The following is a 19,063-nucleotide window of genomic DNA, read 5'->3' on the forward strand; positions in this document are numbered from 1 at the left end:
AGGATGGAAATTATGTTGCGTTGGTTGACTGCCGGGGAATCCCATGGTCCGGCTCTGATGGGAATTATTGAAGGCGTCCCCGCCGGTGTGGAAATCACCAGCGGGCACATCGCCGACTCCTTGGCACGCCGCCGCCTGGGCTACGGGCGCGGCGCACGCATGAAGTTCGAACAGGACGTTGTGACCATCCTTGGCGGTGTCCGCCACGGACTGACCCAGGGCGGTCCCGTCGCGATTCAGGTGGGCAACACCGAGTGGCCCAAGTGGGAGCAGATCATGTCCGCGGATCCCGTGGATCCCGAATTGTTGGCCGACCAGGCCCGTAACGCGCCCCTGACCCGGCCCCGGCCGGGCCACGCCGACTTCACCGGCATGCAGAAGTACGGGTTCGACGAAGCCCGCCCCGTCCTGGAACGGGCCAGCGCCCGGGAAACCGCAACCAGGGTTGCCATGGGCACGGTGGCTGCGCAGTTCCTCAAGCACCTCGGAATCGAACTGGTCAGCCACACCGTCTCCATCGCCAGCGTCACCGTCCCCGAGGGCCGTCCGCTGCCCGTTCCCGCCAACGTCATCGCGCTTGACGCCGATCCGCTGCGCTGCTTCGACCGGGAAACCTCGGACGCCATGGTGGCTGAGGTGGACGCGGCGCACAAGGAAGGCGAAACCCTTGGCGGCGTCGTGGAGGTCCTCGCCTACGGCCTTCCCCCGGGACTGGGCAGCTACGTGCACTGGGACCGCCGGCTTGACTCCAGGCTCGCCGCCGCCCTGATGGGCATCCAGGCCATCAAGGGAGTGGAAGTAGGCGACGGTTTCCGCACCGCAGCACGCCGCGGTTCCGCCGCGCACGACGAAATCGTCCGGGACGCCGACGGCAGGATCGTCCGCACCACCAACCGCGCCGGCGGCATTGAAGGCGGCATGAGCATTGGTGACGTCCTCCGCGTCCGGGCCGCCATGAAGCCCATCGCCACCGTGCCCCGGGCACTGAAGACCATTGACATCAGCACCGGCGAGCCCGCCAAGGCCCACCACCAGCGTTCCGACGTCTGTGCAGTCCCGGCCGCCGGCGTGGTGGCCGAAGCCATGGTGGCGCTGGTCCTGGCCGAGGCCGTGACCGAGAAGTTCGGCGGAGACTCCGTGGCGGAAACCGCCCGGAACATCAAGGGTTACCTGGACGGGATTCCCGCGTCCCTGGACTCGATCGGACAGTAGTGCCGCACCGCAGCAATACCGGTCCTGTCGGTGACCGGCCGATTGTCCTGATCGGTCCCATGGCAGTCGGCAAATCCGCCATCGGGCAGCAGCTGGCCCAGCAGTTGGGTGCCCCGTTCGTGGATACCGACGCCGTCATCGTGGCGGGGCACGGGTCCATTGCCGACATCTTTGCCGGGCGGGGGGAACATGCCTTCCGCGAGATTGAGGCCCGAACCGTGGCCAACGCCGTCGAGGCTGCCGAAGGGACCACCAGCGTGATCTCGCTCGGGGGCGGCGCCGTCCTCGACTCCGGGACCCAGCAGCTGATTGGCCGCTGTACGGTGGTCTACCTCGAATGCGACGCCTCCACGGTGGCCAGCCGCATCGCCCGCAATTCCGGGCGGCCGCTGCTGGCCGGTGACGCCATGGGCCGCTGGACAGCAATGTTCGCCACCCGCAAGCCGGTCTATGAACGGCTGGCAGACATCACCCTGGACGTGCGCCAGGGCTCGGTAACCGAGCTTGGCGCCCGGCTCGAAGCAGCACTGCGGACCTACGCAGCTGCCCAACAGGAAGTTGAAAAGTGAGCACCGAATCAACAGTGATCAAGGTCACCGGCGAATCCGCCGCCAATAACTACGACGTCGTCGTTGGACGCGGGCTGCTGGGCGAACTTCCCGGGCTGCTGGGTGAGCGCGTCCGGCGGGTCCTGGTGATCCACCCCCGGGCGCTTCGGCTTACCGGCGACACCGTGCGCGACGAACTGGCGGAAGCCGGGTTCACCTCACTGACGGCCGAGATACCGGACGCCGAGGAAGGCAAGCACATCCAGGTCGCCGCTTTTTGCTGGCAAGTCCTGGGGCAGAACGATTTCACCCGCTCCGACGCTATCGTTGCCGTCGGCGGCGGCGCCGTCACGGACCTTGCCGGTTTCGTGGCCGCCACGTGGCTGCGCGGTGTCAAGGTCATCCACATGCCCACCAGCCTGCTCGGCATGGTGGACGCCTCCGTCGGCGGAAAGACCGGCATCAACACCGCCGAGGGCAAGAACCTTGTGGGCGCCTTCCATCCGCCCGCGGCGGTCCTCGCCGACCTGGACACGCTGAACACGCTGCCCAAAAATGAGCTCATTTCCGGCATGGCCGAGGTCGTCAAATGCGGTTTCATCGCCGACCCGGCCATCCTGGACCTGGTGGAAAAAGACACCGCCGCCGTCGTGGACCCGCAATCGGACACGCTCCGGGAACTCATCGAGCGGGCCATTGCCGTTAAGGCGAATGTGGTCTCCCAGGACCTGAAAGAGTCGGGACTGCGCGAGATCCTCAACTATGGCCACACCCTCGGCCACGCCATCGAACTCGTGGAACGCTACTCCTGGCGGCACGGGGCCGCGGTATCCGTGGGCATGATGTTCGCTGCCGAACTGGCGCGCAGCGTGGGGCGCCTCAGTGACGCGGATGCCGATCGGCACCGCAGCATCCTGGACGGCATGGGTCTTCCCGTCACCTACCGCCGGGACCGTTGGCAGGGCCTCCTGGACGGCATGCGCCGCGACAAGAAATCCCGCGGCGACCTGCTGCGCTTCGTGGTGCTGGACGGCGTGGCCAAACCGGGGATACTTGACGTCCCGGACACGTCCCTCCTGTTCGCCGCCTACCAGGAGATTGCTTCCTGATGCAGGGCGACATAACAGGAACGGCTGACTGGCCGGAAGCCGGCTTCCCCGGGATCCGGATCAACCCGGAGACCCTGCTGCCGGAAATCGTCAACGAGGACGCATGCCGTGCCGCTTTAGCGGACTCCACCGATCCGGCCGACCGGATCTTTGTCCTGATCGTCGAGGGACATGCTTCGGAAGCGGCGGAACTCCTGGCGGAAGCCCGCTTCAACGATCCCGAGTCATTCCGCCTGCGGACTTTCGAGGCCGAGGTGCTGCGGGTTACCCACCGGACGGACCGCGCCCTGGAGCTCTTCCGCCAGTTGCTCGGTGAGTTCCAGGGGACCGACCGTGAAGCCCTGGTCCTGCATTACCTGGGCAAGACGCAGTACACGGCCGGCCACATGTCCGCGGCCGTTGAGGCATTCACCCGCGCACTGGATCTCCGGGTTGCCCAGTCGGCCGACGCAGCCCTGATCTACTCGTCAACGGTGGCCCTGCAGCGGGCGCGGGACGCTTTGGACCTGGCCTGCTGAATCCGGTTTCCCGGGCCGCCGGCAAGCTGTCGCGTATTTACCGGTAGAATAGTTTTTGGATTTTTTCGAACCACGCGATTTTTGACAAACACGCGCCGGCAAGCCGTATGGCCTGCCTGGCCGGCATAGAACGTCTGACCACGTAACCAGACACAGAAACCAGAGGAAACCAGTGGCAACCACTAACGACATCAAGAACGGAACGGTCCTGAAACTTGAGGGCCAGCTCTGGAACATCATTGAATTCCAGCACGTCAAGCCGGGCAAGGGCGGAGCCTTTGTGCGGACCAAGATGCGCAACGTGATGTCCGGGAAGGTTGTGGACAAGACGTTCAACGCCGGCCTCAAGATCGAGACCGCCACGGTGGACCGCCGCGACTACCAGTACCTGTACCAGGACGGCGCAGACTTCGTCTTCATGGACACCTCCGACTACGACCAGATCACCGTCTCGGGCGCCACGGTGGGCGACGCCACCAACTTCATGCTCGAAAACCAGATGGTCAACATCGCCATCCACGAAGGCACCCCGCTCTACATCGAGCTGCCGCCGAGCGTTGTGCTGGAGATCACCTACACCGAGCCGGGCCTGCAGGGCGACCGCTCCTCCGCAGGCACCAAGCCGGCCACGCTCGAAACGGGCTACGAGATCCAGGTCCCGCTGTTCATCGAGAACAACACCAAGGTCAAGGTGGACACCCGCGACGGCAGCTACCTCGGCCGGGTCACCGAGTAGTGAGCGCACGCGGTAAAGCCCGCAACAGGGCGCTGGACGTTCTTTTCGAGGCCGAGCAGCGCTCGGTGTCAGCCTTCGACGTCCTCCGGGCGCGCAGGGAAAAGACCGACCAAATCATCAATCCCTACACACTGGAAATCGTCGAGGGCGTGCTGTCCCAGCAGGCCGCCATCGATGAGTTCCTGGAAACCTACTCGCAGGGCTGGAGCCTGGAACGGATGCCGTCCGTGGACCGCATCATTTTGCGGATCGGCACCTGGGAACTGCTCTACAACGACGACGTCCCGGACGGCGTGGCGGTCAGCGAAGCCGTGGCACTCGCCAAGACGCTTTCCACCGACGAGTCGCCCCAGTTCATCAACGGACTCCTGGGCCGGCTGCAGCAGCTGAAGCCTTCGCTGCTCGCCTAGCCAGGCGCGGCCACCCGGCGCACCGGCACAAGGGCCGGCTTCCACCACCGTGGAGGCCGGCCCTTTCGCTATTAACTAAGGATTCCGCCGTCGGGGCCTCAGGCGGCGACTGCCGCCCGCAGGGCAAGGATGCGCTGCAGCTGCTGCCGTTCCTCAGCCTGGTGCAGCTGGACGTCGCGTCCGCTCAGGATGCGCTGCCTGGTGTTCGCGAGGTGCGTCGCGGCCTTCAGGAATTCCTTCATCTGCCGCTTCCTGCCGTAACCGCCCGCCCAGCTCAGGGCCGTGCGCCGGCCGCCCAGCGTCGCGAGGAGCTCCACCTCGGCCGGGGTGAACCAGCCGGCGGCGGAGTATTCCAGCAGCCGCTGGCGCGTCAGGCGCTTCTCGGCCACCCGCAGCAGGATGATGCCACCCACCGCGAGGAAAAAGATGGGCACCTGGACCAGGATGTAGTCCACCAGGAAGCCTTGGCCCATGCTGTTCCAGCGGTTGTGCAGGAACATGGCCGGCAGCAGCCCCACAACGAAGGCGGCCACCGAGGCACCCGTATGCCAGCGCCTGGCGGCGAAACCCATGATGAGCCCCGTGGTGCCTGTAAAGATCGCATGGGCAAACGGGGACATCACGCCGCGGAGGAAAAAGACCTGCGCAAAGTCGCTGGCCGGGCTCACCGATTCCGCAATCGCCCGCCCGAAGTACAGGATGTTCTCGGTGAAGGCAAAGCCGCCCGCGATGGTGAACGCGAACACCACACCGTCCACGGGCCCGTCAAAATGCCTCCTCGCGAAAAGGAGAAGCAGGAGCAGGCCGAGGGACTTGGCAAACTCCTCCACGATGGGCGCCTGCACGGTCGCCATGTACGTCTGCAGGTCAGGGACGTCCGAAAACTGGAAGGTGAGCACAAAAAACGGCTGGATGAGGAGCGTGACGGCGATGGACACAGCGGCGCCCCAGGTAAAGGCAAAGAACAGCAGGCGCTTCGGCTCGGGTTCCCACTTGTCGATGACGTAGACCGCAAGGAGCACCGCGGAGAGCGGGAGCAGCGAGGCCAGGAATCCAATCAGGAAACCCGCCGTGCCGGTGTTGGACAGCAGGAACGGCACCACCAGGAACAGGCTGAGGAACGCCAGCGCGCTGCCGGCCACGGTGAGGCCCAGCAGGCCGCCGCGGGTCCGGGCCGCACGTACTGCCGCGCCCTGGAACTCCGGCGGAACCACCGCGTTCACGGGCCTGCCCTGATGGCCCGGCGCAGGGCGGTAGTTTTCCGGCTCAACGTGCCCCATCCAACTCGGATTCGCCTCGCGGGGGAGCGGCCCGGACCTTCCGAAGTGTGGATCTTCCGGCGGGCCCTGGTATGGCTGGCGTGGATACATCGACATATCCGAAAGCCTAGGGGGGAGGCGCCGCCGCACCAAGGACCCGGCTGCGGTGGCGCCGCGGATGTGACCAGCACCGCGTCCCCTCGGCACCGGCCGGCCGGAGCCCGTGTGGTAATTTTGGTACGCACATGATCCTTTTTTAATTCCGTCCTGTGAGGCGGGGAAAGGGGAGACGAGCGTTGACTTCTGTCACCAGCGCACCGGTTCCAGCCAGGGTAGTCCTTAGCCAGGCGGACATTGACCGGGCCCTCACTCGTATCGCCCATGAGATCCTCGAAGCCAACAAGGGTTCCCAGGACCTCGTCCTGCTGGGCATTCCACGCCGCGGCTATCCGCTGGCAGTCCGGCTCGCCGAAAAAATCGCCGCCGCGGACAACACTGTTGACGCCGCAGCCATCGTCGGCCAGCTCGACGTCACCATGTTTCGGGACGACCTCTCGCACCAAGGGACACGCCCGCCCTACCCCACCAAGCTGCCGCGTACGGGCATCGACAACAAGGTGGTGGTCCTGATCGACGACGTCCTCTACTCCGGCCGCACCATCCGCGCAGCCCTGGACGCCCTCATCGACCTCGGACGCCCCCGCATCGTCCGGCTCGCCGTGCTGATCGACCGGGGCCACCGCGAACTCCCCATCCGCGCAGACCACGTGGGCAAGAACCTCCCCACCTCCTCCGCCGAAAAAGTCCGGGTCCGGCTGGAAGAAACGGACACGCCCGCCGGCGGCACCCCTGTCAACGAAGTAGTGATCGAAGGCGGCTCGTGAAGCACCTGCTCTCCACCCAGGACCTCAGCCGGTCGAACGCCATCCGGATCCTGGACACCGCCGAGGAAATGGCGGCCGTCGGCGACCGTGAAGTCAAAAAGCTCCCCGCCCTGCGCGGCCGCACGGTGGTGAACCTCTTCTTCGAGGACTCCACCCGCACCCGCATCTCCTTCGAAGCCGCCGCCAAGCGCCTCTCCGCGGACGTCATCAACTTCGCCGCGAAGGGATCCTCGGTGTCCAAGGGCGAGTCCCTCAAGGACACGGCCCAGACACTCTCCGCGATGGGTGCGGACGCCGTCGTCATCCGCCACTGGGCCTCCGGGGCACCGCACCGGCTGGCCGCGACGGACTGGATCGACGCCGGCGTCATCAACGCCGGCGACGGCACCCACGAACACCCCACCCAGGCGCTGCTGGACGCCTTCACCATGCGCCGGCACTGGTCGCGCCTGGCCGGCACCGGGTCCGAAGGCGCCGATCTCACAGGAATGCGCGTCGCCATCGCCGGCGACGTCCTGCACTCCCGGGTTGCCCGCTCCAACGTCTGGCTCCTGCGCACCCTCGGCGCGGACGTCACCCTGGTGGCGCCGCCCACGCTGCTGCCCATCGGCGTCGAAAAATGGCCCTGCAAGGTCAGCTACAACCTGGACGAAACCCTTGAAGGCGGAGTCGACGCCGTCATGATGCTCCGCGTCCAGGGCGAACGGATGAACGCGTCATTCTTCCCCACCACCCGCGAATACTCCCGCCGCTGGGGCTTCGACGACACCCGCCTCCGGTCCCTCGACAGGCTCGGCATGAAGGACACCATCATCATGCACCCCGGCCCCATGAACCGGGGCCTGGAAATCTCCGCAGCCGCCGCTGACTCACCCCGCTCCACCGTGCTGGACCAGGTCCGCAACGGAGTGTCGGTTCGGATGGCCGCCCTCTACCTGCTGCTTTCCGGGGACACCCGCGAACCAGCCGCCACTCCCGCCCTGGCCTACGCCGGCACCCATTCCACCAAGGAGACCAACTGATGGCAGGCAACACCGGAACCTATCTGATCCAAGGCGCCTCCATCCTGGGCGGTGAACCGGCGGACCTGCTGATCCGTGACGGCATCATCGCCGAAACCGGCAACGGCCTTTCAGCCGATGGGGCCACCGTGATCGACGCCGCCGGCCTGGTGGCACTGCCCGGCATGGTGGACGTGCACACGCACCTCCGCGAGCCGGGCCGCGAGGACGCCGAGACGGTGGAAACAGGAACCCGCGCAGCAGCGCTGGGCGGCTACACCGCTGTCCATGCCATGGCCAACAGCACCCCCGTTGCGGATACCGCAGGCGTGGTGGAGCAGGTCTACTCGCTGGGCCGGACGGCCGGCTGGGTGGATGTGCGGCCTGTCGGCGCGGTCACCGTGGGCCTCGCGGGGGAGCAGCTGGCCGAACTTGGCGCCATGGCCGATTCCCGCGCCCGGGTCCGCATGTTCTCCGACGACGGCATCTGCGTCCACGATCCCGTCCTGATGCGCCGCGCCCTGGAGTACGTCAAAGCGTTCGACGGCGTGGTGGCCCAGCACGCGCAGGAGCCGCGGCTGACGGCCGGTGCCCAGATGAACGAAGGCGAGGTGTCCGCCGTACTGGGCCTCACCGGATGGCCCGCGGTGGCAGAGGAAAGCATCATCGCCCGCGATGTCCTGCTGGCCCAGCACGTGGGCTCCCGCCTGCACGTGTGCCACGTCTCCACAGCCGGCTCGGTGGAAATCATCCGCTGGGCCAAGGAACGCGGCATCAACGTCACCGCCGAGGTGACGCCGCACCACCTGCTGCTGACCGATGACCTGGTCCGCAGCTACGATCCCGTCTACAAGGTCAACCCCCCGCTGCGCACGGACGCGGACGTCCAGGCATTGCGCGCAGGGCTGGCAGACGGCACCATCGACGTTGTGGGTACCGACCATGCGCCGCACCCCAGCGAGCACAAGGAGTGCGAGTGGGCGCAGGCTGCCATGGGTATGACCGGCCTGGAAACCGCCTTGTCCGTGGTGCAGCACACCATGATTGAAACCGGCCTGATGGGCTGGGCGGACTTCGCGCGCGTCACCTCCACCGCGGCGGCACGCATCGGCCGGCTCGAGGACCAGGGCCGTCCCCTGGAAGCAGGGGAGCCCGCAAACGTCATCCTGGTGGACCCCGCCGCGCGCTGGACCGTGGACCCGTTCCGCATGGCAACCATGGGCCGCAACTCGCCCTTCAAGGGCCGGGAGCTGCCGGGCAAGGTGGTGGCCACCTTCTTCAAAGGACACCCCACCGTCCTGGACGGCGAACTCAACACCCCGTACCCGCATGCGGCGTCCGCAGGCGCCGCCTGATGGATACCCAGCTGCTCTCGCTGGCCATCACGCTGGCACTCATCGCCGTCGCGTTCGGCCTCATCTGGCTGGGCTGGCGGAACCGCCTGAAGCGCCAGTCCGACGTCGAACAGCTGCCCCCGGTGCCTGCGGCACCCGGCGAGCCCCTCGCCGTCGCGGAGGGCCAGTACATTGCGACCACCACCGGCGGCGACTGGCTGGACCGGATCGCCGTGCACGGCCTCGGCATCCGCACCACGTCCACCCTCGCGGTGTACCCGCACGGAGTCCTCTTCGACCGCTCCGGGGCCCAGGCGCTCTACATCCCGGCCGCCTCCCTGGGCGGCGTACGGCAGGACAGCGGCATGGCCGGCAAGTTCGTCGAGAAGGACGGCCTGCTGGTGGTGACATGGGTGCTCGGCTCCCATGAGCTGGACACCGGGTTCCGCACCCGCCGTGCCGCGGACAAGGACGTGCTGTTCACGGCACTTCAGCAATTGATTTCCTCAGCCCCGGCGGCCGACGCCAACAGTGGAAAGTAACACAGTGACGGACCACGCAGCGACCACACCAGCAGCGAACCAGACAGCAGCCAAAGACCCAGCAGTGAAAGCGAATACAGTGACAGCAACCACCTCCGCTCCGGCAGTCCTCGTCCTCGAGGACGGCCGCATCTTCCGCGGGACCAGCTACGGAGCCACCGGAACCGCGTTGGGCGAAGCCGTTTTCGCCACCGGCATGACCGGGTACCAGGAAACCATCACGGACCCCTCCTACGCCCGCCAGCTGGTGGTCCAGACCGCCCCGCACATCGGCAACACCGGCGTCAACAGCGAGGACGCCGAATCCCGCCGCATCTGGGTCGCCGGCTACATCGTCCGCGACGCCGCCCGCCGGCCCTCCAACTGGCGCTCCGAACGCTCCCTCGATGAGGAACTGGCCGGGCAGGGAATCGTGGGCATCCAGGGCGTTGACACCCGCGCCATCACCCGCCACCTGCGCGAGCACAAGACCATGCGCGCCGGCATCTTCTCGGGCGACGCCGCGCAGGCAACGGACAAGGAACTCCTCGACGCCGTCCTGGCCAGCGCCCCCATGGAGGGCGCCCGCCTGGCGGAGGAAGTCAGCGTGGACGAGGCCTACGTCGTTGATCCCAAGGACCACGGCTGGGACGGCGACGCGCGGTTCAGCATCGCCGCGATCGACCTCGGCATCAAGGCCATGACGCCCATCCGGTTTGCCGAGCGCGGCGTGCGCGTCCACGTACTCCCGGCCACCGCCACCCTGGAAGACGTCAAGGCCGTCAACCCGGACGGTGTCTTTATGTCCAACGGCCCCGGCGACCCCGCCACCGCCGACGTCCAGGTGAAGCTGCTCCGCTCCGTCCTGGACGAGAAGCTGCCGTACTTCGGCATCTGCTTCGGAAACCAGATCCTTGGCCGCGCCCTGGGGTTCGGCACCTACAAGCTCCGCTACGGCCACCGCGGCATCAACCAGCCCGTCATGGACCGCCGCACGGGCAAGGTAGAGATCACCTCGCAGAACCACGGCTTCGCCGTGGACGCACCGCTCGACGGCGCCACGCAGGCTCCGGAAGAACGTTACGGGCGCGTCGAGGTCAGCCACGTCAGCCTGAACGACGACGTCGTTGAAGGCCTCGCCTGCCTGGACATCCCGGCCTTCTCCGTGCAGTACCACCCGGAGGCAGCGGCCGGCCCGCACGACGCCGCCTACCTCTTCGACCGCTTCATCGAGCTGATGGAGGGAACCCGGGACGGCAGGACCGCCAACCTGTCCAAGGAGCCTGTGGACTCCGTGCACAATCCGATCGAACGCAACGCCGCTGACAACAAGACTGAGGACAAGAAGTAATGCCCAAGAGAACTGACCTTAAGAGCGTTCTGGTCATCGGATCCGGACCCATCGTGATCGGCCAGGCGGCCGAGTTCGACTACTCCGGCACCCAGGCGCTGCGCGTCCTCAAAGAGGAGGGCCTCCGGGTCATCCTGGTGAACTCCAACCCGGCCACCATCATGACCGACCCCGAGTTCGCCGATGCCACCTACGTCGAGCCCATCACCCCCGAGGTAGTGGAGAAGATCATCGCCAAGGAACGCCCGGACGCGGTGCTGCCCACCCTGGGCGGACAGACCGCGCTGAACACCGCCATTGCGCTGGACAAGAACGGCGTCCTCGAGAAGTACAACGTGGAGCTCATCGGCGCCAACATCGCCGCCATCGAACTGGGCGAGGACCGCGAGAAGTTCAAGGGCGTCGTGGAGCGTTGCGGCGCAGAATCGGCCCGCAGCCACATCATCCACACCATGGACGAGGCCCTCAAAGCCGCCGAGGACCTGGGCTACCCCATGGTGGTCCGCCCCTCCTTCACCATGGGCGGCCTGGGCTCCGGCCTGGCCTACAACGAGGATGACCTCCGCCGCATCGTGGGCCAGGGCCTGCAGTACAGCCCCACCAGCGAGGTGCTGCTCGAAGAGAGCATCCTCGGCTGGAAGGAATACGAGCTCGAAATGATGCGCGACAAGAACGACAACGTCGTTGTTGTCTGCTCCATCGAGAACTTCGACCCCGTGGGCGTCCACACCGGCGACTCCATCACGGTCGCCCCCGCGCTGACCCTCACCGACCGTGAATACCAGCGGCTGCGCGACATCTCCATCGCCGTGATCCGGGAAGTGGGCGTGGACACCGGCGGCTGCAACATCCAGTTCGCCATCGACCCCGCCACGGGCCGCGTGGTGGTCATCGAGATGAACCCCCGCGTTTCCCGCTCCTCGGCACTGGCGTCCAAGGCCACCGGCTTCGCCATCGCCAAGATCGCCACCAAGCTCTCGCTGGGCTACACGCTCGATGAAATCCCCAACGACATCACCCAGAAGACCCCGGCATCCTTCGAGCCCACCCTCGATTACGTCGTCGTCAAGGTTCCGCGCTTCGCGTTCGAGAAGTTCCCGGCCGCGGACAACACCCTCACCACCACCATGAAGTCGGTGGGCGAAGCCATGGCCATGGGCCGCAACTTCACCGAAGCCCTGCAGAAGGCCCTGCGCTCACTCGAGCAGAAGGGCTCGCAGCTGGACTTCAGCAGCGTCCCGGAATGGGAAGTCGCAGAGCTGATCGAAAAGGCCAAGCGCCCCACCACCGAGCGCCTGCACCAGGTCCAGCGCGCCCTCCTGGGCGGCGCCACGGTAGAGCAGCTCTTCGAGGCGACCAAGATCGACCCCTGGTTCCTTGACCAGCTCCAGCTGCTGAACGAGATCTCCCACGAGATCCGCCAGGCCGGCGCCCTCACCAAGGAGATGCTCCAGCGCGCCAAGCGCCACGGCTTCTCCGACGAACAGATCGGTGCGCTCACCCACAACCCGGAGGCCGTGGTCCGCGGGGTCCGCCAGGCACTGGGCATCCGTCCCGTCTACAAGACCGTGGACACCTGCGCCGCCGAATTCGCCGCGTACACCCCGTACCACTACTCGGCCTATGACGAGGAGGACGAGGTGGCGCTGCACTCCAAGCCGTCCATTCTCATCCTGGGTTCCGGCCCGAACCGCATCGGCCAGGGTATTGAGTTCGACTACTCCTGCGTCCACGCCTCCATGGCACTGCGCAAGGCCGGCTACGAGACCGTGATGGTCAACTGCAACCCGGAAACCGTCTCCACCGACTACGACATCTCCACCCGCCTGTACTTCGAGCCGCTCACGCTCGAGGACGTGCTGGAGGTCATCGCTGCGGAGGAACGCACCGGCGGCGTCATGGGCGTGTTCGTGCAGCTCGGCGGCCAGACACCCCTGAAGCTCGCGCAGCAGCTGGCTGACGCCGGTGTTCCCATCCTTGGGACGTCCCCGGAGGCCATCGACCTCGCCGAGCACCGCGGAATGTTCTCCCGCGTGCTGGACAAGGCCGGGCTCATCTCTCCGAAGAACGGCACCGCCGTTTCCTTCGAGGACGCCAAGAAGATCGCGGATGAAATCGGCTACCCCGTGCTGGTGCGCCCGTCCTACGTCCTGGGCGGCCGCGGCATGGAAATCGTCTACGACGAGCCCAACCTCTCCCGCTACATCGCCAACGCCACGGAAATCACCCCGGACCATCCGGTGCTGATCGACCGGTTCCTTGAGGACGCCGTCGAAATCGACGTCGACGCGCTCTTTGACGGCACGGACATGTACCTGGGCGGCCTCATGGAGCACATCGAGGAAGCCGGCATCCACTCCGGCGACTCCGCCTGTGTCCTGCCGCCCATCACCCTTGGCAGCAACGTCCTGGAGCGGGTCCGCACCGCAACCCGCGCCATCGCCGAAGGCGTGGGCGTGCGCGGCCTGATCAACATCCAGTTCGCGCTGGCATCCGACGTCCTGTACGTCCTGGAAGCCAACCCGCGCGCGTCCCGCACCGTGCCCTTCGTGTCCAAGGCCACCGGCGTCCAGATGGCCAAGGCCGCAGCCCTGATCGGCACCGGCGTGACCATCAACCAGCTGCGCACTGCCTACAAGATGCTGCCGGAAACCGGCGACGGCTCCACCCTGCCCCTGGACGCCCCCGTCTCGGTCAAGGAAGCAGTCCTGCCGTTCAGCCGCTTCCGTACCCTGGAAGGCAAGGTCGTCGACTCCCTGCTCGGCCCGGAAATGCGCTCCACCGGCGAGGTCATGGGCATCGACAAGCACTTCGACACCGCCTTCGCCAAGAGCCAGGCCGGCGCCAACAACGCCCTCCCCACCGAAGGCAAGATCTTTGTCTCCGTGGCCAACCGGGACAAGCGCTCGGTGATCATGGGTGTCAAGCGGCTCTCGGACCTCGGCTTCGAGATCGTCTCCACCGGGGGCACGGCGGACGTCCTGCGCCGCAACGGCATCCAGGCGACACCCGTCCGCAAGGTGGCAGAGGGCAGCAGCGCCGAAGGCGAAGGCACCATTGCCGATCTCGTCATCGCCGGCGAGATCGACATGGTCTTCAACACCCCGTCCGGCGGCGAAGCCCGCAGCGACGGCTATGAGCTCCGTGCCGCCGCAACGTCCATCGGCATCCCCTGTATCACCACGGTGGCCGAGTTCAACGCCGCGGTCCAGGCCATTGAAGCCATGCGTACCTACGAGTGGTCCGTCACCAGCCTGCAGGAGCACGCCGCGGCGTTGGCGGCCTCGCAGAAGGCGGCCCTCCAGCATGCCTGAGCAGGTATCCGCAGCCGGCCGGGAGTCTTTCGGCTCCCGGCTCGGCGCGGCCATGGCCGCCCGCGGCCCGCTGTGCGTGGGCATCGATCCGCACCCTGCGCTGTTGAAGAGCTGGGGGCTGGACGACGACGCCGCCGGGCTGCGGCGCTTTTCGTTGACAGTCCTGGAGGCGGTGGCTTCGCTCGCTGCCGCGGTCAAGCCGCAGGTGGCCCTGTACGAACGCCACGGCTCGGCCGGGATGGCTGTGCTGGAAGAGCTTCTTGCTGCCGCCAGGGATGAATCGGTGCTCACCATCGCCGATGCCAAGCGCGGCGATATCGGGTCCACCATGGCCGCCTACGCCGACGCCTGGCTCCGCGACGGATCCCCGCTGGCCGCGGATTCTGTCACCCTCAGCCCCTACCTGGGGTTCGAGTCGTTGCGTCCCGCCCTGGACCTGGCAGCGGAGACCGGACGGGGAGTGTTCGTCCTCGCCCTGACCTCCAACCCCGAGGGTGCATCCGTCCAGCACGTTGGAGGAGCTGACTCCGTGGCGCGCCGGATCACGGCGGCAGCTGCCGCGGAAAACGTCCGCTATCAGGGGAGCCTCGGCTCCGTCGGGCTGGTGGTCGGCGCAACCGTCGGTTCCGCCCTGACCGAACTGGACCTGGACCTGGCGGCCGTGCGGGGCCCCATCCTGGCCCCGGGACTGGGAGCCCAGGGGGCAACACCGGCGGACCTTCGGGCCACATTCGGGGCTGCTTACCGGTACGTTCTGGGCACCTCCAGCCGGGACATCCTCTCGGCCGGGCCTGACCTGCACGGACTTCGTGAAGCTGCCCTGCGGACGCTGGACGGGCTGCGCGCCGAATAGCGCTCCGTTTCGCGTTTTGCATTGATTCAGGCAGCACCAAAGGGTAGTTTCAGGACAGGTCCAAGGGCGGCCGCCCTTGGACATAATCCGCCGAATCCGGGGGTGTCCTTCATGGTGCTGCGACCGCTATCCGCGACGGAACGGGCTGACGCCCTGAACAAGGCAGCCGCGGCCAGGGCTACCCGGGCCGCTGCCAAGGAAAGCCTCAAAAACGGCGAGAGGTCCGCGGCGGACATCATCAATTCCGCCATGGAGGACGACGCCCTGGCGCGGATGCGGGTTTCAGAGCTCCTTGAGGCACTGCCGGGGATCGGCAAGGTCCGGGCTGCGGCAATTATGGACCAGCTGGGCATTGCGACGTCCCGCAGGGTCCGCGGCCTGGGCGTGCACCAGCGCCGGGCGCTGGTAGATTTTATAGACGAGCATTAGGGCGGCCTGCGGCCGGCCATCCCCGAACTCCGGCAAAGGAATACGTGAGCAAGAATCCTGGACTGACAGTCCTCGCAGGTCCGACGGCTGTTGGCAAAGGCACCGTGTCCACCTACATCCGCGACAACTACCCCGAGGTCTGGCTGTCCGTCTCGGCCACCACCAGAGCCCCCCGCCCCGGCGAAGTGGACGGCGTCCACTACTTCTTCAAAACCAAGGAGGAGTTCGAGCAGCTCATTGCTGCCGGGGAACTCCTGGAATGGGCCGTGGTGCATGGCCAGAACACCTACGGCACCCTGAAGAGCACGGTGAACCAGGCCATCTCCGAGGGCCGGTCGGTGCTCCTGGAGATCGACCTGCAGGGCGCCCGGCAGGTCAAGGCGGCCGTCCCTGACGCACAGTTCGTGTTCCTGGCCCCGCCCACCTGGGACGAAATGGTGCGCCGCCTGGTGGGCCGCGGCACCGAAACACCCGAGGAACAGCAGCGGCGGCTGGAAACCGCTAAACTGGAACTTGCTGCTGAACCGGAGTTCGACCACACCGTCATCAATGACGACGTCCGCCGGGCAGCGGACGAGCTTGTTTCACTCATGGGGCTGACGCCGCACCCACACCTGCCGGAACCGTCAGCCCGCTAGAAATTTGGAGAATTCGTGTCCACGAACCTTGAAGGCATCATCAACCCGCCGATCGACTCGCTGCTTGAAGCAGCCGACTCCAAGTACGGCCTGGTGATCTTCGGTGCCAAGCGTGCTCGTCAGATCAACGCCTACTACGCGCAGCTGCACGAGGGCCTCTTCGAGTACGTCGGCCCGCTGGTAGACACCAAGCTGAACGAAAAGTCGCTCTCGATCGCACTGCGCGAGATCAACGAAGGCAAGCTGGTTTCCACACCGATCGAAGCCGCAGAGTAATCCTGCCGCTTATCTGACTTGCTGTTGACGGAGGTCACGTGCGCATAGTCCTCGGAGTCGGGGGAGGGATTGCCGCCTACAAGGTGGCATCGCTCCTCCGGCTTTTTACTGAAGCCGGCCATAACGTCACGGTGATTCCCACGGAGGCGTCCACGCGCTTTATCGGCACCGCCACCTGGGAGGCGCTGTCCGGGAACCCGGTCAGCAACAGCGTTTTCGACGACGTCCACCAGGTCAACCACGTCAGGCTCGGCCACGAGGCCGACCTCGTGGTCATCGCACCGGCCACGGCGGACCTGCTAGCCAAGGCTGCCACCGGACAAGCCGGAGACCTCCTCACCAACACCCTCCTCATGGCCCGGGGGCCGGTGCTGTTCGCGCCCGCCATGCATACGGAGATGTGGCAGCACGCCGCCACCCGCGCCAACGTGGAGATGCTGCGTACCCGCGGTGCCGCAGTCCTCGAGCCCGCCACCGGCAGGCTCACCGGCGCCGACTCCGGTCCCGGGCGGCTGCCCGAGCCGCAGGTCATTTTTGACGCCGCCATGGCCCTGGTGCAGGGACAAACCGACTACCAGCTGCCGCTGGCCGGCCGTACCGTCACCATCAGCGCCGGCGGAACCCGCGAACCCCTCGACCCCGTGCGGTTCCTCGGCAACCGTTCCTCCGGGAAACAGGGGGTAGCGCTGGCCGTCGCCGCGCGCAACGCCGGGGCCACGGTCCGGCTGCTCGCCGCCCACATGGAAGTTCCTGTGCCCGCCGGCGTGGACGTGGTGCCCGTGGAAACAGCCCTGCAGCTTCGCGAGGCGGCACTGGCAGCCGCCGCTGACTCCGACGTCATCATCATGTCCGCTGCCGTGGCAGATTTCCGTCCCGCTGAGGTGTCGGACACCAAAATCAAGAAACGCGATGACAGCGCCGACCCCGTCATCACCCTGGTCCGCAACCCGGACATCCTCCATGAACTGGTGGAACTGCGTAACAGTGCACTTCCAAACGCTGCAGGCTCTGCCGACGATCACCAGCTGATCGTCGGATTCGCCGCCGAAACCGGCGACAGCCACGGCGATGTCCTGGCCTACGCGCAGGCGAAGCTCCAGCGCAAGGGATGCGACCTGCTGGTGGTCAACCACGTCGGCTCCGACAAGGTGTTTGGCCAGGACACCAATTCCGTGGTCATCCTGGCGCGGTCAGGCTCCGAACCACAGGAGGCGGCCGGAACCAAGACAGAGGTTGCCGCTGCCATCATCAGCCGGATCGGCTTTGAACTGAACCACGTTTCGCCCCGGGCCTGAGTGTTCCCCGCCACGTTCGCTTAGCACGGGGACATCTCCAGCGGGGCGTACGGACTCCAACCAGTAAGGTAGTTGAGTGACTTTACCCCTGCACCTTCCCCAGACCTCCGGCGCCGCGCCCACCGCGCTCCGGCTGTTCACCTCCGAGTCGGTCACCGAAGGCCACCCGGACAAGATCTGCGACCAGATCAGTGACGCTATCCTGGACGCCCTGCTGGCGGCAGATCCGGAATCCAGGGTAGCCGTGGAAACCATGGCCACCACCGGGCTGGTGCACGTGGCAGGTGAGGTCACCACCGACGCCTACGTTGAAATCCCGCAGATCGTCCGCGAGACCATCCTGGGAATCGGCTACGACTCCTCGGCCAACGGATTCGACGGCGCCCGGTGCGGCGTCTCGGTATCCATCGGCCAGCAGTCCAACGACATCGCCGGCGGCGTCTTCAATTCCCTGGAAGCCCGCGAGGGACGCCAGGAGGACGACTACGACCTGCAGGGCGCCGGCGACCAGGGCCTGATGTTCGGCTACGCCAGCGACGAAACACCCTCCTACATGCCCACGCCCATCTGGCTGGCACACCGCTTGTCGGAACGGCTCACCGAAGTCCGGAAATCCGGTGAACTGGCCTACCTCCGCCCGGACGGCAAGACCCAGGTGACCGTGGGCTACGACCGGGACGTACCCGTCTCGGTGGAAACCGTGGTCATCTCCAGCCAGCACGCGGAAGGCGCAAGCCTGGAGCAGCTCCGGGCAGACCTGGCCGCCATCGTGATCGACCCGGTCCTGGCAGGCGCCAACCTGGATATTTCGCGGACCAAGAATATCCTCAACCCCGCCGGCGAATTCGTCATTGGCGGCCCCGTTGGCGATGCCGGCCTGACCGGCCGCAAGATCATCGTTGACACCTACGGCGGCATGGCCCGCCACGGCGGCGGAGCCTTCTCCGGCAAAGACCCGTCCAAGGTGGACCGGTCCGCGGCCTATGCCATGCGCTGGGTTGCCAAGAACGTGGTGGCGGCCGGGCTGGCCAAGCGGGCGGAAATCCAGATTGCCTACGCCATCGGCCAGGCCCGCCCGGTGGGCACCTACGTGGAAACCTTCGGCACCGAAACCGTCGATCCTGCCCGGATCAGCGCTGCCATCGCCGAAATCTTCGACCTGCGCCCGCGTGCCATTATCGATGCACTGGACCTGAAGCGCCCCATCTACGCCAAGACCGCAGCGCATGGCCACTTCGGCCGCGACGAACCCGACTTCACCTGGGAGCGCCTGGACCGCGTCGACGAGCTGAAGGCTTTCTTCAACGCCTAGGAACGTTGCATCCGGGCCCCTGGCGCAAATGTCAGTGCCCGGTGCTTGGCTTGGCATGTCCAC

The 19,063-nt window shown here is 66.5% G+C and carries 19 protein-coding genes; 18 read left to right on the forward strand and 1 reads right to left on the reverse strand.

Annotated features, from left to right (window positions below; all coding sequences use genetic code 11):
- Nucleotides 1–12 precede the first annotated feature (12 nt).
- From aroC to nusB, 6 genes are all read left to right on the forward strand, one after another.
- Nucleotides 13–1,212, forward strand: a complete 1,200-nt coding sequence (gene aroC, locus DXK94_RS16230; protein ID WP_079596210.1) for a chorismate synthase — start codon at nucleotides 13–15, stop codon at nucleotides 1,210–1,212.
- On the forward strand, nucleotides 1,212–1,781 hold the full coding sequence (locus DXK94_RS16235; RefSeq protein WP_079596209.1) for a shikimate kinase: 570 nt from the start codon (nucleotides 1,212–1,214) through the stop codon (nucleotides 1,779–1,781). Before aroC ends, DXK94_RS16235 begins: the two co-directional genes overlap by 1 nt.
- Entirely contained in the window at nucleotides 1,778–2,869 is a 1,092-nt protein-coding gene (gene aroB, locus DXK94_RS16240) for a 3-dehydroquinate synthase (RefSeq protein WP_115525748.1), read from the forward strand. Before DXK94_RS16235 ends, aroB begins: the two co-directional genes overlap by 4 nt.
- Nucleotides 2,869–3,387: a hypothetical protein gene (locus tag DXK94_RS16245; RefSeq protein ID WP_079596207.1), complete on the forward strand. Its 519-nt coding sequence runs from the start codon at nucleotides 2,869–2,871 to the stop codon at nucleotides 3,385–3,387. Before aroB ends, DXK94_RS16245 begins: the two co-directional genes overlap by 1 nt.
- A gap of 172 nt (nucleotides 3,388–3,559) precedes the next feature.
- Nucleotides 3,560–4,123 (forward strand): elongation factor P, encoded by a 564-nt coding sequence (gene efp / locus DXK94_RS16250; protein WP_050054941.1) that lies wholly within the window; start codon nucleotides 3,560–3,562, stop codon nucleotides 4,121–4,123.
- On the forward strand, nucleotides 4,123–4,533 hold the full coding sequence (gene nusB, locus DXK94_RS16255) for a transcription antitermination factor NusB (RefSeq protein WP_079596206.1): 411 nt from the start codon (nucleotides 4,123–4,125) through the stop codon (nucleotides 4,531–4,533). Before efp ends, nusB begins: the two co-directional genes overlap by 1 nt.
- 98 nt (nucleotides 4,534–4,631) lie before the next feature.
- Here nusB and DXK94_RS16260 read toward each other — a convergent pair whose 3' ends face one another.
- A complete protein-coding gene (locus DXK94_RS16260) occupies nucleotides 4,632–5,909 on the reverse strand; it encodes a PrsW family intramembrane metalloprotease (protein ID WP_115525749.1) in 1,278 nt (425 codons plus the stop codon).
- A 179-nt stretch (nucleotides 5,910–6,088) separates the two neighbouring features.
- On the opposite strand from DXK94_RS16260, the gene pyrR reads away from it, so the two are divergent.
- The 12 genes from pyrR (at nucleotide 6,089) to metK (ending at nucleotide 19,000) form a co-directional block, all read left to right on the forward strand.
- Entirely contained in the window at nucleotides 6,089–6,676 is a 588-nt protein-coding gene (gene pyrR, locus DXK94_RS16265) for a bifunctional pyr operon transcriptional regulator/uracil phosphoribosyltransferase PyrR (RefSeq protein WP_079596204.1), read from the forward strand.
- Nucleotides 6,673–7,698, forward strand: coding sequence for an aspartate carbamoyltransferase catalytic subunit (locus DXK94_RS16270; RefSeq protein WP_115525750.1), 1,026 nt, complete (start codon nucleotides 6,673–6,675; stop codon nucleotides 7,696–7,698). The genes pyrR and DXK94_RS16270 overlap by 4 nt, the downstream gene beginning before the upstream one ends.
- Nucleotides 7,698–9,032: a dihydroorotase gene (locus tag DXK94_RS16275; protein ID WP_115525751.1), complete on the forward strand. Its 1,335-nt coding sequence runs from the start codon at nucleotides 7,698–7,700 to the stop codon at nucleotides 9,030–9,032. The genes DXK94_RS16270 and DXK94_RS16275 overlap by 1 nt, the downstream gene beginning before the upstream one ends.
- On the forward strand, nucleotides 9,032–9,553 hold the full coding sequence (locus DXK94_RS16280; protein WP_115525752.1) for a hypothetical protein: 522 nt from the start codon (nucleotides 9,032–9,034) through the stop codon (nucleotides 9,551–9,553). Before DXK94_RS16275 ends, DXK94_RS16280 begins: the two co-directional genes overlap by 1 nt.
- A 79-nt stretch (nucleotides 9,554–9,632) precedes the next feature.
- Nucleotides 9,633–10,883, forward strand: a complete 1,251-nt coding sequence (gene carA, locus DXK94_RS16285; protein ID WP_258868578.1) for a glutamine-hydrolyzing carbamoyl-phosphate synthase small subunit — start codon at nucleotides 9,633–9,635, stop codon at nucleotides 10,881–10,883.
- Nucleotides 10,883–14,197, forward strand: coding sequence for a carbamoyl-phosphate synthase large subunit (carB, locus tag DXK94_RS16290; RefSeq protein ID WP_115525753.1), 3,315 nt, complete (start codon nucleotides 10,883–10,885; stop codon nucleotides 14,195–14,197). Before carA ends, carB begins: the two co-directional genes overlap by 1 nt.
- A complete protein-coding gene (pyrF, locus tag DXK94_RS16295; protein ID WP_115525754.1) occupies nucleotides 14,190–15,050 on the forward strand; it encodes an orotidine-5'-phosphate decarboxylase in 861 nt (286 codons plus the stop codon). The genes carB and pyrF overlap by 8 nt, the downstream gene beginning before the upstream one ends.
- Before the next feature lie 111 nt (nucleotides 15,051–15,161).
- Nucleotides 15,162–15,479 (forward strand): integration host factor, actinobacterial type, encoded by a 318-nt coding sequence (gene mihF / locus DXK94_RS16300; protein ID WP_176156798.1) that lies wholly within the window; start codon nucleotides 15,162–15,164, stop codon nucleotides 15,477–15,479.
- Nucleotides 15,480–15,523: 44 nt separating this feature from the next.
- Entirely contained in the window at nucleotides 15,524–16,117 is a 594-nt protein-coding gene (gene gmk / locus DXK94_RS16305) for a guanylate kinase (RefSeq protein ID WP_115525755.1), read from the forward strand.
- A 15-nt stretch (nucleotides 16,118–16,132) separates the two neighbouring features.
- Nucleotides 16,133–16,393 (forward strand): DNA-directed RNA polymerase subunit omega, encoded by a 261-nt coding sequence (gene rpoZ, locus DXK94_RS16310; RefSeq protein WP_003800778.1) that lies wholly within the window; start codon nucleotides 16,133–16,135, stop codon nucleotides 16,391–16,393.
- Between the two features lie 38 nt (nucleotides 16,394–16,431).
- Nucleotides 16,432–17,688 carry a bifunctional phosphopantothenoylcysteine decarboxylase/phosphopantothenate--cysteine ligase CoaBC gene (coaBC, locus tag DXK94_RS16315; RefSeq protein ID WP_115525756.1) on the forward strand — a complete coding sequence of 419 codons (1,257 nt, stop codon included), beginning with the start codon at nucleotides 16,432–16,434 and terminating at the stop codon, nucleotides 17,686–17,688.
- A 76-nt stretch (nucleotides 17,689–17,764) separates the two neighbouring features.
- Nucleotides 17,765–19,000 (forward strand): methionine adenosyltransferase, encoded by a 1,236-nt coding sequence (gene metK, locus DXK94_RS16320; RefSeq protein ID WP_079596195.1) that lies wholly within the window; start codon nucleotides 17,765–17,767, stop codon nucleotides 18,998–19,000.
- The last annotated feature ends 63 nt before the right edge of the window (nucleotides 19,001–19,063 follow it).

Source organism: Arthrobacter sp. RT-1 (assembly GCF_003367205.1).
Classification (GTDB): domain Bacteria; phylum Actinomycetota; class Actinomycetes; order Actinomycetales; family Micrococcaceae; genus Arthrobacter.

Bases quoted from the DNA above. Each gene is read 5' to 3' on its own strand.
- aroC (WP_079596210.1), top strand. From the start codon at position 13: ATGTTGCGTTGGTTGACTGCCGGGGAATCCCATGGTCCGGCTCTGATG.
- DXK94_RS16245 (WP_079596207.1), top strand. From the start codon at position 2,869: ATGCAGGGCGACATAACAGGAACGGCTGACTGGCCGGAAGCCGGCTTC.
- DXK94_RS16260 (WP_115525749.1), bottom strand. From the start codon at position 5,909: ATGTCGATGTATCCACGCCAGCCATACCAGGGCCCGCCGGAAGATCCA.
- DXK94_RS16275 (WP_115525751.1), top strand. From the start codon at position 7,698: ATGGCAGGCAACACCGGAACCTATCTGATCCAAGGCGCCTCCATCCTG.
- DXK94_RS16280 (WP_115525752.1), top strand. From the start codon at position 9,032: ATGGATACCCAGCTGCTCTCGCTGGCCATCACGCTGGCACTCATCGCC.
- carB (WP_115525753.1), top strand. From the start codon at position 10,883: ATGCCCAAGAGAACTGACCTTAAGAGCGTTCTGGTCATCGGATCCGGA.
- pyrF (WP_115525754.1), top strand. From the start codon at position 14,190: ATGCCTGAGCAGGTATCCGCAGCCGGCCGGGAGTCTTTCGGCTCCCGG.
- mihF (WP_176156798.1), top strand. From the start codon at position 15,162: ATGGTGCTGCGACCGCTATCCGCGACGGAACGGGCTGACGCCCTGAAC.